Source organism: Herpetosiphon sp. (genome assembly GCF_003512625.1).
Lineage (GTDB): Bacteria > Chloroflexota > Chloroflexia > Chloroflexales > Herpetosiphonaceae > Herpetosiphon > Herpetosiphon aurantiacus.
Map to the genome: position 1 here is coordinate 1 of NZ_DOPT01000007.1, position 14,257 is coordinate 14,257.

Sequence of the window (14,257 nt, forward strand, 5' to 3'; positions counted from 1 at the left end):
AGGGGTTGGGGTGAGGGCATGCACCAATTGAATTAACGTGACTCATTCAAGTGATGCTTTTATGGTATAGTCTTTGCGGAGTTCTTGCTAAAAGGCAATATTGTGGAAGATATCGAATATAGCGTGATGGCGGCAGTCGAGGAGCAACATTGGTGGTATGTGGGCATGCGCCAAATTGCCCAAGCGTGGCTTGATCAATTGCCGACCCAGCGTGCTTGGCGAGCGCTTGATGCTGGCTGTGGTACGGCGGGCAATGTCGCTTATTTATTAGGCGATTATGGCCCAGCCTATGGCTTGGATCTGATGCAAGCAGCCGTGCAGTTGGGGCGCAAAAAAACCGATGCACCATTAACTCAAGGTTCAGTCTTGACTTTGCCTTATCGCGATGAAAGTTTCGATTTGGTAACCTCGTTTGAAGTGTTGTATCATCGGGCCGTCCCTGATGAAGTCGCCGCGTTACAGGAAATTTATCGCGTCTTGAAGCCAGGTGGTTGGGTGTTATTGCGCATGCCAGCCTATCATTGGCTCTATTCAGCGCATGATCGCTCGGTGCATACCCGTCGCCGTTACACCAATAAGGAAGTGCAAAAACTGTTGCGGGCTGCCAATTTCACGATTGAGCGCAGCTCGTATATCAACAGCATGTTGTTTCCGTTGATTTTGCTGCAACGCTTGATCGAGCGGATTCGGCCAAGTGCTCCAACCAATGAATCGGCGATGCAACTACCTGGGCGTTTGGCCAATAAATTGTTTGGCACAGCTATGCGCTTCGAGGCCCGTTGGCTTGAATCAGGCTCTAGCTTTCCTTTTGGGCTATCAATTTTAACCCTCGCCCAAAAACCCAATCATTCGGTATAATCGCCAAATCCATTTAGTTATTGAGAATATATATGCAAGCCTTTTTAACCAATATTGCCCAGCGCCCAGCCTTATGGGCCATGTTGCGGCGAATTGTTGAAAATAATTATGTTGGCGAACGCGCCGCCATTGCCGATGAACTTACGCCATGGCTGCAAACCAAGCCTCGCCGTTTTTTGGATTTTGGCTGTGGCACTGGTGAATTTGCCTCATCGTTTCCCCAGCACAGCTATATGGGCGTTGATCTTTCGCAAGGCTATGTGCGCTACGCTGCAACCCTGAGTGATCATCGCTTTGGGGTGATGAACGGCAACGCCTTGGCTTTTGGCGATGCCAGTTTTGATGCAGCGTTAATTGTGGGCGTGATCCACCACCTTGACGATGCCTTAGCCCAAATCACTGCTCGCGAATTACACCGTGTTTTAGCGCCAGGCGGCGAAATTTTGATGCTCGAAGATATTCCAGCCCAGGATTGGTGGAATCTGCCTGGACGTTTGATGCACTGGCTTGATCGTGGTGATGCGATTCGCCAAGATGAAGATTATGGCCGCTTGTTCGCGCCTTATTTTACGATTCAACGCCGCTGGACAATTCGCAGTGGAATTTGTGATTATGCAGTTTACCGTTTTAGCCGCGTCGATTAAACGCGGGCTTGGCGAGCATGGCACGGCGATCCGTTTGTTTGGCAGTGCGCTTGGCTTGCTAATCGCTGGTCAATTGTGTTATCGCAAGGCCTTGCTTGGCGCAACGCAACATAACCTTGAAAGCTTATGGCAGGTGAGCCAAAGTTTTTGGGGCATGCTGGGGATTGGCTTAATTCTGCTTTCGCTGTTCCCATGGTTGGCGCTGTTGGCCCGCCGCCAACTTAGCTTCTTCTACCCACTTTGGAGCATTGCCACCATTGTGTTGGTGGTGATCAATTGGTGGTGGTTTGGCGGTGGCATGTCGTGGCAAACCCTCGCCGGAATTGGCTTGGTTTTGCTGGGAGTTAGCCTCTTGTTTCGTGGCGGGCATAGTATTTGAGTAATTGGGGGTCGGTTGTTGGGGGTCGCTTACAAGGGTAGGTTTTAATAATGATTGGGTGGGATCTGAAGTCGATTTGGATGCCCTCACCCCCTAGCCCCCTAGCCCGCACGCGAGGCGAGGGGGAATCCCTCGCCCGCCGCCGTGGGAGAGGGGTCGGGGGTGAGGGAACGTTAAAACCTACCCTCTTGTAAGGTTGGAGGTCGGGGGGCGGTAATTATAAAATATGAAGGATCAAGGGATTAAATAACCCTAGGCTTTCATAGCCCAAGCCCGATCCCCGAAACCCGAGTCCCGACCCCCAACCAACAAATGAGCAACAAGCATGATGCAAACGTGGTGGATTATTGGCGCAGTGCTGGCGATGATGCTGGGTAATTTGATCGTTCGAGCGGGAATGGTTGGGGTGCAACTAGCCCATTCGAGCCGTTTAAGCACATGGCAAGTGCTGTGTTATGGCATGCGCCGTTGGCAAGTGTGGCTAGGCCTGCTTTTGCTGTTTGTGGGAGTGGTAGCCTGGATTAGCAGCGTAGTTTGGTGGCGTTTGGAGCTTGGCTATACCTTACTTGGCTTGAGCTACGTTGCGACGATTGTGTTTGCTTGGTGGTTTGTGGGCGAAACCTTGACCCTCGAAAAAATGTTTGGGGCAATTATTATCGTGGTTGGCCTGCTGTTGATCATTCGTGGTAGTGGATTTTAAGGGGCGTTTGTGCAGATGGCGTTGGGTCGATATGCTCGGCCATTGCTGCTGAGTAGCGTGGTTGCTGGGCTATTGTTATGGCTTGGTTGGCAGCGTTTAGTGCCATTCAACCTAGCAATTGGCGGCGATTTAGTCATTGGCGAGTCGGGTGAGCAATTTGCCTTGATGTACGATCAGCCCTATCTTGAGCATGTGCATGCCCCCGAACCGGCCACGGTTGATCTCACCACCACTGAAACCTATCGCTGGACCCAACCCGAATCAGCGATAACTGTACCGTATCTCAATGGCAGTGCTCATATCGTTCGCTTGAGTTTAGCGCCGCCATCAGTGCCACAAACCCCGTTTTTGCTGCAAGCCAATGGCGCAGCGGTTCGTACCGACCTGCCACCAGGCCAACGCACGTTGCATCTGTTCGCTCCTGCTAGTAGCGATGGCAGTTTAACCCTCGAATTACAAGCCCCAACCTACAATGCTAGCCCTGACCCACGTTTGCTGGGAGTGGTGTTGTATCGGATGCAGGCTCAACCGTTAAGCCACGACTGGTTTCTGCCATGGGCCGCTTGGATCGATTTGCTGCTCGTGGTAATTGTGGTTGGGCTTGGTGCTGCTTTGGCGGGTTTGGCTCCGTTGACTGCGGCTGGCGCGATCTTGGTGACCAGCAGCGGATTAAGTGTTTTGTTGGCAACAGTGCGGACGGTGATTACGCTCGATACTGGACAGTTGCGCACAATAAGCTTGGCTTGTTTGCTGGTGGCTTGGCTTGGGCGTTGGTTGGCTGAGCGCCGCCAAAACCCCGAAATCGCCTTAGTTGCTGGAATGACCGCCTTGGGTTTGGCGCTGCGCTTGATCGGCATTCGTCATCCCCAAACCAACTTCAGTGACCTCTTGTTGAATGTTAATAATCTGGCGAGTGTGGGGAGCGGCGATTTACTATTTACCGAAGGTTTGCCTTGTGCCGCAGGTGCTGGCCGTTCGCCCTATCCTCCAGGCACGTATCTCATCACGCAACCGTTAAGTTTATTGCTGCCCGCCAGCATGAATCGCGGCATTTTGATTCAGATAGTTGGTGCTGTTGCCGATGCGTTGGTGATTCCGTTATTGTGGTGGCTGATTGATCGCACCCGTGACGCGCGAACGCCAGCACGGGCGGCGTTATGGGCTGCCAGCCTCTATCTTGCTCCCTTGGCGATGCTGCGGGCAATGGTGATTGGTGAATGGAGCAATGTGCTGGGCCAGGCAATTGCCATGCCAATCTTGGCGTGGCTGGGATTATGGCTTGCCAGCAACCAGCCGCGAGCATGGCAACCAGCCCTGATTGCTGGCTTGACGATCGCCGCCTTACAGCATAGTGGCACAATGTTATCGCTCGGGTTGTGGGGCGTGGCCTTGGCGGGATTCTTGGTTTGGCAAAAACAATGGCAAGTGCTGGGTCGCTTGGTGGTGGTGGGGACAAGTGCCGTTGTGTTGGCGGTTGGCTTGTATTACAGCAATTTCTTGGGCGATCCAACCCTGGCCAATAATGGCGTGATTTGCCCAGCGCCACGTCCGTTTGACCAAAAATTGTGGGGCGTAGTTTGGAACGATCTGATTGCGCTTGATGGGCGGGTTCCGGCATGGTTTTGGTTGGTGGGTTTAGGCGGTGCGTTTAGTTTGCGCCAAGGGTTATCACGGCTAGCAACTCCAATTTGGGCTTGGCTGGCAACCTTCGTGCTTTCGCTTAGCTCGTTGCTTTGGTCGGAGCAAACTGTGCGTTGGTGGCTGTTTATCTTGCCCGCCTTAGCTTTGAGTGGTGGCGTAGGTTTAGCGACTTTAGCCCAGCGTGGCCGTTTCGGGCGGGTAGCTGCGATTGCCGCGAGTTTATTCATCATTGCTGCTTCGTTAGCCCTCTGGACACGCTTTATTATCGAGTATCGCACGGGGGCGTTTGTTCCATAAATTATGAGGTTGACAACCAGTTGCATCGCGCCTTCACCCTAGCCCCTCGCCCGCCGCAGTGGGAGAGAGGTTGGGGGTGAGAGACTGTGATAATTGGTCGTTAACCCGGTGAACCATTACAAATCGCCACTAGCTAGGCTTCTCTGCTTTAAATCTGAGTGCCTAACCTCTACATCCTGACCCCTGAACCCTTCCATCTAACGACCGATCCCTGCTATGGTACACTGCGCATATTGGCATAAACGAATACAGAAATAGTGGGTGAATTCGATGCAGGCAGTGCAAATCTCAACCAATCAGAATCGGGTCGAAATACCATGGCGAGCCTATGTGGCGCTGGCAATTGGCATTGTGTGTATCGCATTATCGGCAATTTGGGTCAAGTGGGCGGCTGTGCCTGGGCCAGTTTCGGCCTTTTATCGCATGCTGATTCCAGCGGCGATTTTGCTGCCATGGTGGTTTGCCAAACGGCCTAAGCATCTGCCCAAGCAAGCTACGCGGCTTTCGCTGCTTGGCGGCGTTTTCTTTGCCTTCGATTTAGCCCTGTGGAATAGCGCAATTTTGCTGACTTCAGCTGCCAACTCAACCCTGTTTGCCAATAATGCCCCGCTCTGGGTTGGCTTGGGTGCTTGGTTGATTTTTCGCGAACGCTTGCCGCAACGCTTTTGGTGGGGCATGGCGATTGCCCTGATTGGCGTGGTGGTAATCATGGGCGAGAATTTGCAACAACTTACCATGAGCCAAGGCGATTTGTTGGCGATCTCGGCAGGTGGTTTTTATGCGGCCTATTTGCTCACGACCCAACGCGCCCGCGCTGAACTGGATACCTTGACCTTTATGACTTTGGGAATCGTGGTCAGCGTGGTGATTTTGGGCTTGATGTGTTTGATTGGCGGCTATAGCATCATTGGGTTTAGCCCCCAAACATGGTGGTCGTTGATGGGTTTGGGCTTGGTTTCACACCTCGGCGGTTGGCTGGCGATCAACTATGCACTTGGGCATATCAAAGCTGCGACGGCTTCAGTCAGTTTGTTGGGCCAGCCAGTCTTAACAGCCTTGATCTCAATTCCGCTCTTGAATGAATCATTAAATATCTTTCAAATTATTGGCGGTAGCTTGGTGATTGGCGGAATTTGGCTGGTTAACACCCAAAAAGCGTAATGGTCAACGTGATTGGCTCAAGAAAATTGCCAACCAGCGCAACCGCTCTTTGAGCATTACAGACTGCCGAATCGTTGCTATACTCCTAGGTTAATCTATGAGGGGGTAGGAAAACGAACAAATGTTCGTTATACTAACGAGGCTGAGTATATTGTATGCTCGCCTTGGGGCAAACGGAGGACGCTATGGGAAACTTGACCTTTAGTCTCAACATCACCCTCGACGGGTGCATCGATCACCAGGCAGGCATCGCCGACGACGAGACCCATGCCTTCTTCACCCAACTGATGGATGAGAGCGGGGCGATGCTCTGGGGTCGTATCACCTACGAGATGATGGAAAGCGCCTGGCCAGCGGTCGCTCGCGGAACCACCGAGGCAGCGCAGTCGCTGCGCGAGTGGGCGATCAAGCTGGAGGCCAAGCCTAAGTACGTGGTGTCCTCCACGCGAACGGATTTCCCTTGGACGAACAGCCACCTGATCACGGGCAATCTGCGCACGGCTGTCCAGCAGCTTAAGGACACAACTCCAAATGGTGTGCTTCTCGGGAGCGGCAGGCTCGCGACCGAGCTAGACCGACTAGATCTGATCAATGAGTACAAGTTCCTCATCCACCCGAGGATCGCTGGCCATGGCCCTACTTTGTACGCAAGTGGGCTGTCCAACGCACGCCGACTCACGTTGATCTCGGCAATCCCGCTGCGCAACGGAACGGTCGCCATGCACTACCAGCGTGCCCGTTGATCATTCGATTAACACCCAAACAGAGGCTTCTAAAATAAAGTGTAGCGTTTATTACAAAATTGATGTATACTAGCAATAAGTCGTGCTATACTGATGCGACATGCAGCGACCACGCCAACTGGAAATGCAGGGATGCTGCCAACAAAGGAGCCTTATTCAGATGGAAAAGCAAAAAGTAACCGTGATTGGTTCGGGGCCAGCTGGCTTGACGGCGGCGCTGTATGCGGCACGCGCCAATTTAACCCCGTTGGTAATTCGTGGAATTCAGCCTGGTGGCTTGATTGCCACGACCAGCGAAGTTGAAAATTACCCTGGCTTCCCCGATGCGATCAATGGCTTTGATTTAGCCGATAAAATGGAAAAACAAGCAGCCCGTTTTGGCACGCACTTTTTAGATGGGATTGTCGAAAAAGTTGAGTTGGGCGAACGGCCTTTCAAGCTGCATATTGATAATGGCACGATTGTCGAAACCGAAACCTTGATTATTGCGACTGGGGCTTCGCCGCGCAAATTGGGCGTGCCTGGTGAATTAGAATTGGCTAATCGTGGCGTTTCCTATTGTGCTGTATGCGATGGCTTCTTCTTCCGCGATAAAACCTTGGTGGTCGTTGGCGGTGGTAATAGTGCTTTGGATGAAAGTTTGTTCTTGACTCGCTATGCCAAGGAAGTGCATATCATCCATCGCCGCGACCAATTACGCGCCGACCCAGTGTTGATCGAACGTGCCCAAAATAACCCAAAAATTAAATTTATTTGGGATACGGTAGTAACCAAGGTTGAAGGCACGGTTAAAGTTGAAGGCGTAGCGTTGCACAATGTCAAAACTGGCGAGGAATCAACTTTCGCCGCCGATGGGGTGTTCCCATACATTGGGCATATTCCCAACACCTGGTTATTCAAAGATCAAATTGAGTTGGATGAAAACGGCTATATTGTTAGCCCAGGCCGTGCTCGCACCAACGTTCCAGGGGTTTTCGTGGCTGGCGACGTAGAAGATCATGTCTATCGTCAAGCGATCACCGCTGCTGGCAGTGGTTGTATGGCAGCTATGGAAGCCTCATGGTTCTTAGACCAAATCGAGCACGAACAAACCAGCTTGGCTCAGTGGTAATCACGAGGGGCTAAGGTGCAGTTGTAAGTTTAAGAGACTAGGGTTCAGTTGTCAGGGGTCAGGATGTCAATTCATCCTGACTCCTAATTTTTTAACTATGAAGGCGTATGTTTGCTAACGATGGTTGTTGCTGAGTGGAATGATGGCTGGGGCGATTGATAATGTATCAGATTAAACATTTTGTACTCTTCGTGTTACTTCGCGTCCTTCGTGGTTAAAAATCAAGCTCTGAGGGATCTTGGGCTTTTGATTTTTGCCTTCTGCCTTTTGCCTTTCATCAGCCTTTCATTGCGACTCGCCCATTTAGCTTTATAATGACACTACGTTTTGGTTACAGGAGAGCGGTCGCATGCAGCGTTTCTTGAAATCACTAGCAGGGTTAATCGCGGTTGGCTTAATTATCTATGGCATGGTGCCGTGGTCGAAAGAAGAACATTGGTTGCCATGTTTATGGATCGCGACCATCTTAGGTGGTTTTGCGATTTGGCCGATTCGCACCCAACGCGCCACTGGGATTTATACTGCAACCCAAAACTTAGCCTTATTTATGATCATCGGTTTTACCATGTTGACGCTGCAATTGCTGCGTACCCAAGTGATTCGCGCCGATGAGATTTATAATCGGGTGGTTGCCGAGGATGATGGCAACATTATTAGCAATATTCGCTTGGTTCGTAGCACCAATCGCATCAAGCGCGGCGCAATTTTCGATTCGCAAGGGGTAACGCTCGCCGAAAATGTGATCGTCTCGGATAATCGCTCGTATCGCACCTACCCAATTGCCAATCAATACGATATGCGGGCTTTTGGCCATACCCTTGGCTATGTCAGCAGCATCTATGGCTTGTATGGCTTAGAAAGTAGCTATAACGAATATTTGGCTGGTGGCAAGGGCAATAGCTGGCAAAATTTGCAAAATCAGCTGTTTAGCCGCCCGCGCGAAGGCAATAACGTGCAACTGACGATCAATGCGCAACTACAAGATCGCGCCTTCAAGGCGCTCGATGGGCGGGTTGGTTCGGTCGTGGTGATCGATGTCAAAACCGGAGCAATTCGGGCGATGGTCAGCACGCCCAGCTTTGATCCTTCGCAATTAACCTTGCGGCTTGATGCCGAAGATTACTCGGCAGAAAGCGATCGGGTGGTCAATTATTGGAACTCGTTGATCAGCGATGAATCGCGGCCTCTCGTATTTCGCTCGACCCAAGGCCAATATCCCCCAGGCTCGACTTTTAAAACTGTAACCGCAATTGGGGTGCTGAATAATCCTGAGGTTGGCAAACCTGAAGACATTACCTGCCCCAACGAGCTTTTCCCCCAAGAGGGCGTAAGCGTGCCAGTGGTCAATGCAGTTGACGATGAAGCTGGCTATATCGCACAGAAATTTGGCGAAAAATTTGGGCTTGATGGGGTTTATGCCTTTTCCTGTAATACAGCCTTTGCTCAATATGGCATTCGCTTGCAAGACGATGGGCGTAATTTGCTCGAAGATCAAGCGCGGCGTTTTCATATTTACCCCGCCGATGAATTGCCCGACACTGGCGATTTGACCGATTTGCCTTCAGCGCCCAGCCAACTCTATGGCGGCGAAGATGGCGATGAATGGTGGAGCCAGCCCGTGGCGATTGCTGATACTGCCTATGGTCAAGGCCGCTTGTTGGTCACCCCACTCGAAATGGCGATGATCACCCAAGCCATCGGCAATAATGGCGATATGATGAAGCCTTACTTGGTCGAACGGGTGACCACCCCGCAAGGCGGTGAGTTGTATCAAGCCCGCCCACGTAAAATCGGCGATCCGATGAGTGTCGAGGTTTCGCAACGCATTCGGATTTCGATGAAGGCGGTGGTTGAGCAGGGTTGGTCGGGGGCGACGGTGGCTGGCGTGCCAGGTTATAGCGTTGGCGGCAAATCGGGCACAGCTGAAAATCCCCTTGGTGCGCCGCATGCTTGGTTTATCTCGTTGGCTCCGCTGGACGATCCCAAATATGCAGTGGCTGTGATGGTTGAGAATGGCGGCGAAGGTACCAGTGTTGGCGGCTCATTGGCAGGGATTGTCATGTCGGCAGCATTGGAAATCAATCCATAAGCGTTTTTTTGAAGGATTTTTCATGGCTATCAATCAAGAGCGTCTGCTCGATACGTTTTGTACTTTGGTTCGGATCGATAATCCATCTGGTGAAGAAGCAGCCATGGCTGCTCACTTAATCGAGCGCTGCCAAGCTTTGGGCCTTGAATGCGAGCAGGATGCGATTGGCAATGTGATTGCCCGTTTGGCTGGCGTAGGTTCACCCTTGTTGCTGAATGCCCATATGGATAGCGTTGCACCATGTCATGGCAAGCAGCCAGTCATCCGCGATGGCAATATCTACAGCGCTGGCGATACCGTTTTGGGTGCTGATGATTTGGCGGGGGTTACGGCATTTCTCGAGGGCATTCAAGCAGTTTTAGAATCAGGCCAGCCGCATCGGGCAATTGAATTGGTTTTTACGGTGCAAGAAGAGACAGGGTTGTATGGCGCTCGTGCCCTCGATTATAGCAAGCTGCAAGCCAAACAAGGCCTCGCTTTCGATTTAAATGGCGATGTTGGGGCGATTTGTATTGGTTCACCCGCCCACGATTCGTTCACCGCGACGATTACTGGGGTTTCGGCCCACGCTGGAGTTGCCCCCGAAAAAGGCATCAGCGCGATTGAAGTTGCCGCGCATGCGATTGCTGCCATGCCTTTGGGGCGGCTCGATGACGAAACCACCGCCAATATTGGCTCGATCCATGGTGGCAAGGCCAACAATATTGTGCCCGATTCAGTTGTGGTCAAAGGCGAGGCTCGTTCGCGCAACCAAGCCAAACTCGATGCCCAATGGCACATTATGCGCAATGCTTTTGAGCAAGCTGCCGCTAAATTTGGCGCGACAGTTGAAATTGAACACAAACAACATTATGGCCCCAGCGTGCTAGCCCCCGATGCGGAAATTGTGCAGTTGCTCAATCAAGCGATTCGGGCGATTGGGCTTGAGCCTTCGTTGGTGGTCACGGGCGGCGGCAGCGATGTCAGCATTATCAGCAATAATGGCATCGAAACTGCCAACTTGGCGATTGGCTACGAAAATATTCACTCGGTCGATGAGTTTATTCCGATTGTGCAACTGCAACGAGCTGCCCAAATCGTCGAACAAATGCTCTTGATGGTTTAAATCGATCGTTCTACCGTAAGCCGCTGGGCTGCTTGTGGGCAGTTTACAGCGGCTTATGCTTAATTTGGGGTAGTTATGCGTTATCGTTGGTTGCTTTTGCTAGGAATTGGATTGCTCGCTAGCTGTACTGCACAATTGCCTTGGGCGGCCACACCAACTGTGCCACCAACCACGGCTCCCCTCGCCTTGGCAACTCCAACCTTTTTGCCCAGCCCAACCGCGCAGCCAAGCCTTGAGCCTACCCCAACCGTTGAGCTAGCGCAAGCTACGCCAACCGCGACAACCCCAATGAGTCCCGCCGAACGGCTAGCTTTATTCAATGATGTTTGGCAAACGGTCAATGAACATTATCTGTATCCTGATTTTAATGGCGTGGATTGGGCCGCCGTGCGTGCTGAAATCGAGCCGCAAGTGCAGGCTGCGCCCGATGATGAAACGCTCTACACAATTCTCGAAGGCATGGTCGCCAAACTCGATGATCAACATTCGCGCTTTGCCCGACCAGTCGAAGCAGTTTATGAAGATGCCGTTGCCAGCGGAACCGATAGCTATGTTGGCATCGGTGTTTTGACAATTCACGAAGAAAATGCCGCTTTTATTACCTTGGTTTTCCCTGATAGCCCAGCCCAAGCGGCGGGCTTGATGCGCGGCGATCGCATTACCGCCGTTGAAGGCCAGCCGTTTACCAATGCCGACCAAATTCGTGGCCCCGAAGGCAGCCAAGTGCGGCTGACCATTCAAACACCGCAAGCTGACCCACGCGAGTTGCTGATAACGCGGCGGGCAGTAGTGGGCAAAATTACGCCATCAGGCCGCCGCTTGCCCAATGCTCCAACCGTTGGCTATTTGCTGATTCCCAGCTTGTGGGCCGACGATATGCATACCCAAGTTGTCAGCGAACTCAGCAAATTGGTCGCCGATCCTCAGCCGCTTGATGGTTTGATTTTGGATCTGCGATCCAACGGCGGTGGCTGGCGTAGCGTGCTTGAAGGCATTTTGGGTCAATTTGTCAGCGGCGAGGTTGGCAATTTCTATAGTCAGGAAAAATTGTATCCATTAACTGTTAAACCTGGCCTGTTGTACGAGCAGCTGAAGCAAGTGCCGCTAGCGGTGCTCATCGACAAAGATAGTGCTTCGTATGCTGAGGTTTTGGCTGGAACGCTGCAATTTAATGGGGCTTTGGTGCTGGGCCAAGCCAGCCAAGGCAATACCGAAACGATTTTTCAATATAATTTTGAGGATGGCTCACGCTTGTGGGTGGCCCAAGAGGGCTTTAAATTGCCTGATGGCAGTAATTTTGAAACCAAAGGTGTGCAGCCAAATATTGTGGTCGAAGACGATTGGACCCAATACACGATTCCGAATGATCCGGCGGTATTGCAGGCGATTGTTTCATTTAGCGAGCGCTAGACTTAAACAATAATGGCGCAAGCAAGGCCAAAATTGCCAGGGTCAGCAATGGCTCAAATGGTGGCCAAGCTAATTTGGGGTAAATGCGATAAACCATGGCACTGCCTGAGCGCTGTGCTAGCCAAAACCCTAGCGGCGCAGCCAGCGCCAAAAGCGTTATGACCGTAGCGCGGAATGTCCAGCGTTCGCGGCGATAACTGGTGCGCACAATCAGCCGATTGGCTTGCCACCAATAACTGAGCATGGCAATCAAGCCAAGTGCCAATAATACCCAAGCGACCATTGCGCCCAAGCTGGCTCTAGCATAGAAAAACAGCATCCAAATGCCAGCACAGACCAGCAACACGCCCGCCAAACCCAGCCATGTCCAGTAGGCGGCGATTTGACCACGTTGAGCGCGACCAAACCCACGGGCTTCCATGGCTTCGGCTAGGGTCAGCGATTGCTCTAGGCCGCCGCTGAGCAAGGGCACAAACAAGGGCAATGCATCACGCCACGAACGAAAGCGATGGCCGCGCAAGCGTTGGGCATCACGAATTGCCCGTAAGCGTAGCAAGGTTTGGGGCACAAACGCCAAGCCAATGGTTAGCACCAAGCCCAATTGAAAAAAGCCTTGGGGCGTGCGCCGTAACAAGCGATAATGATTGACACAGGCGTTGAATGTACCAACCACCAGCAACAATGTCCACAAACGTAGCCCACGCACTGCACCACTTGCTAATTGCTCAGCGGTAATAATTCCGCCCAGTTGAATGCCACCAAGCAGTTGCGGCAAGCGCCAACTTGGCAACTCAAACAGCACCGTTTGGCCGCGCAGCACACTGGCGGTAATCACGCTAAACAGCAAATTAAAGCCAAACAACACCGCCCCAAGTTGCAACATAACCCGTACCACCGCCTGAAACGGGCTATCCAAGGCGCAACTCTGCCAAACCAACAACGTCACCGCCCCAATCAAAATCAAATAGAGCGGTTGATCGGTTTGGCCGATACATGCCAAGGCTGCGACCAGCCAAGCAACCCACGCCAAACTATGGCCGCCTTCCCATGGGCGGGCGATGCGGCGCTGACGTTGGCTAACTGGACTGAACCATTCCTTGTTGGCCGTTGGCGGAGCAGTTTTGGTCAAAGCCTCGCGGGCACGTCCAGCAGTTGGTTGATAGATTTCGGCACTCATCGCTTGCTCTGGCGCTTCCAAATGCCGCCGCCAGCCAAGGCCAGCAAAATCAAGCCAAAAATCAAGTAATTGATCGGAATTGCTGAGCCGCTACTGCTGGCCTCAACGGTTGGCGTGCTCACGATCGTCAGCGTCGCAGTGGGCGTAATGCTGGGGCTGGCAGTTGCCTGCTCGGTCGGAGCAGTTGTTGCGCTCGCCGCAATAGTTGGGCTGGCGACTTTTGTGGTTGCACTTGGTTCAAATTGGGTTTCAGTTGCAATAGCCTCGCTGGTTGGGTTAGCGGTGCTGCTTGGCTGGCTAGCGATTGTTGCCGGAACTAAAGTATTGGTTGCGGGAATGGCGGTTGGTTCGCTAGTGGCGGTTGCCGGAATTTCGGTTGCCACCGGTGCTGCTTGCGCCGCGCAAACCTCACCCCAACTGATCACTGGCGGCGTTGAGCCACGCTCGACACTGCCACCACCCCAAGCCCAGCCTTCAACTGCGCCATCACGGACCTTGTATGAGCCAGCGCCAAGCTTGGAATATTGCCAAACACCATCGAGCAAATGGCTATAGGCCCAGTAGGTACAATCGCCGCCTTGGCATTTGCAGGCACACGATTCATTGGGATAATCGCAGCCCACACTATCAATTGAGCAAACCATTGCTCCCATCGATGAGCCTTCAGCCACCACATTGAAGCCTGCTGCCAGCAAAGCATCATAGCCACTAATTGATTCTTGATCGAAGCCAACACAACGAGCATCGACCGCGCCGGAAGCATATTGCACGACCACCGCCGCATGATATTGATGCCCATCACCTTGAGCAGCAATCGATTGAGCCAAATTGCCAAGCAGCAACAAAACCAGCGTAACTACCACAACCAACAAACGACCCATGAAATGTTATTCCTATTCAGTAAAGAATGCCCTCACCCCAACCCCTCTCCCACTGCGGCGG

At 52.3% G+C, this 14,257-nt stretch carries 13 protein-coding genes; 11 read left to right on the forward strand and 2 right to left on the reverse strand.

Going from position 1 to position 14,257, the window contains the following annotated elements; translation table 11 throughout:
• Window positions 1–102 precede the first annotated feature (102 nt).
• From DEF47_RS01515 to DEF47_RS01565, 11 genes are all read left to right on the forward strand, one after another.
• Window positions 103–858: a class I SAM-dependent methyltransferase gene (locus tag DEF47_RS01515; RefSeq protein ID WP_012191352.1), complete on the forward strand. Its 756-nt coding sequence runs from the start codon at window positions 103–105 to the stop codon at window positions 856–858.
• 32 nt (window positions 859–890) lie between these two features.
• Window positions 891–1,502, forward strand: coding sequence for a class I SAM-dependent methyltransferase (locus DEF47_RS01520; RefSeq protein WP_012191351.1), 612 nt, complete (start codon window positions 891–893; stop codon window positions 1,500–1,502).
• A complete protein-coding gene (locus DEF47_RS01525; protein ID WP_287044927.1) occupies window positions 1,471–1,881 on the forward strand; it encodes a hypothetical protein in 411 nt (136 codons plus the stop codon). The genes DEF47_RS01520 and DEF47_RS01525 overlap by 32 nt, the downstream gene beginning before the upstream one ends.
• 325 nt (window positions 1,882–2,206) lie before the next feature.
• Entirely contained in the window at window positions 2,207–2,581 is a 375-nt protein-coding gene (locus DEF47_RS01530) for a DMT family transporter (protein ID WP_012191349.1), read from the forward strand.
• A 9-nt stretch (window positions 2,582–2,590) separates the two neighbouring features.
• Window positions 2,591–4,519 carry a hypothetical protein gene (locus DEF47_RS01535; RefSeq protein WP_287044928.1) on the forward strand — a complete coding sequence of 643 codons (1,929 nt, stop codon included), beginning with the start codon at window positions 2,591–2,593 and terminating at the stop codon, window positions 4,517–4,519.
• A 270-nt stretch (window positions 4,520–4,789) separates the two neighbouring features.
• Complete coding sequence (locus tag DEF47_RS01540; protein ID WP_012191347.1) at window positions 4,790–5,680, forward strand: DMT family transporter; 891 nt, start codon at window positions 4,790–4,792, stop codon at window positions 5,678–5,680.
• Window positions 5,681–5,865: 185 nt separating this feature from the next.
• Window positions 5,866–6,423, forward strand: coding sequence for a dihydrofolate reductase family protein (locus DEF47_RS01545; protein WP_012191346.1), 558 nt, complete (start codon window positions 5,866–5,868; stop codon window positions 6,421–6,423).
• Between the two features lie 160 nt (window positions 6,424–6,583).
• The gene (trxB, locus tag DEF47_RS01550) at window positions 6,584–7,534 is read left to right on the forward strand and encodes a thioredoxin-disulfide reductase (protein ID WP_012191345.1); all 951 of its coding nucleotides are present in this window, start codon (window positions 6,584–6,586) and stop codon (window positions 7,532–7,534) included.
• A 349-nt stretch (window positions 7,535–7,883) separates the two neighbouring features.
• Window positions 7,884–9,623: a peptidoglycan D,D-transpeptidase FtsI family protein gene (locus tag DEF47_RS01555; protein ID WP_012191344.1), complete on the forward strand. Its 1,740-nt coding sequence runs from the start codon at window positions 7,884–7,886 to the stop codon at window positions 9,621–9,623.
• Between the two features lie 22 nt (window positions 9,624–9,645).
• Complete coding sequence (locus DEF47_RS01560) at window positions 9,646–10,728, forward strand: M20/M25/M40 family metallo-hydrolase (RefSeq protein ID WP_012191343.1); 1,083 nt, start codon at window positions 9,646–9,648, stop codon at window positions 10,726–10,728.
• A gap of 75 nt (window positions 10,729–10,803) precedes the next feature.
• On the forward strand, window positions 10,804–12,138 hold the full coding sequence (locus DEF47_RS01565) for a S41 family peptidase (RefSeq protein ID WP_012191342.1): 1,335 nt from the start codon (window positions 10,804–10,806) through the stop codon (window positions 12,136–12,138).
• Here DEF47_RS01565 and DEF47_RS01570 read toward each other — a convergent pair.
• Entirely contained in the window at window positions 12,125–13,336 is a 1,212-nt protein-coding gene (locus tag DEF47_RS01570) for an energy-coupling factor transporter transmembrane component T (protein WP_287044929.1), read from the reverse strand. The genes DEF47_RS01565 and DEF47_RS01570 overlap by 14 nt on opposite strands.
• Window positions 13,312–14,196: a hypothetical protein gene (locus DEF47_RS01575; RefSeq protein ID WP_012191340.1), complete on the reverse strand. Its 885-nt coding sequence runs from the start codon at window positions 14,194–14,196 to the stop codon at window positions 13,312–13,314. The genes DEF47_RS01570 and DEF47_RS01575 overlap by 25 nt, the downstream gene beginning before the upstream one ends.
• Window positions 14,197–14,257: the final 61 nt, after the last annotated feature.

Coding starts and splice junctions, on each gene's coding strand:
- DEF47_RS01520 (WP_012191351.1), top strand. CDS start 891: ATGCAAGCCTTTTTAACCAATATTGCCCAGCGCCCAGCCTTATGGGCC.
- DEF47_RS01525 (WP_287044927.1), top strand. CDS start 1,471: ATGCAGTTTACCGTTTTAGCCGCGTCGATTAAACGCGGGCTTGGCGAG.
- DEF47_RS01530 (WP_012191349.1), top strand. CDS start 2,207: ATGATGCAAACGTGGTGGATTATTGGCGCAGTGCTGGCGATGATGCTG.
- DEF47_RS01540 (WP_012191347.1), top strand. CDS start 4,790: ATGCAGGCAGTGCAAATCTCAACCAATCAGAATCGGGTCGAAATACCA.
- DEF47_RS01545 (WP_012191346.1), top strand. CDS start 5,866: ATGGGAAACTTGACCTTTAGTCTCAACATCACCCTCGACGGGTGCATC.
- trxB (WP_012191345.1), top strand. CDS start 6,584: ATGGAAAAGCAAAAAGTAACCGTGATTGGTTCGGGGCCAGCTGGCTTG.
- DEF47_RS01555 (WP_012191344.1), top strand. CDS start 7,884: ATGCAGCGTTTCTTGAAATCACTAGCAGGGTTAATCGCGGTTGGCTTA.
- DEF47_RS01560 (WP_012191343.1), top strand. CDS start 9,646: ATGGCTATCAATCAAGAGCGTCTGCTCGATACGTTTTGTACTTTGGTT.
- DEF47_RS01565 (WP_012191342.1), top strand. CDS start 10,804: ATGCGTTATCGTTGGTTGCTTTTGCTAGGAATTGGATTGCTCGCTAGC.
- DEF47_RS01575 (WP_012191340.1), bottom strand. CDS start 14,196: ATGGGTCGTTTGTTGGTTGTGGTAGTTACGCTGGTTTTGTTGCTGCTT.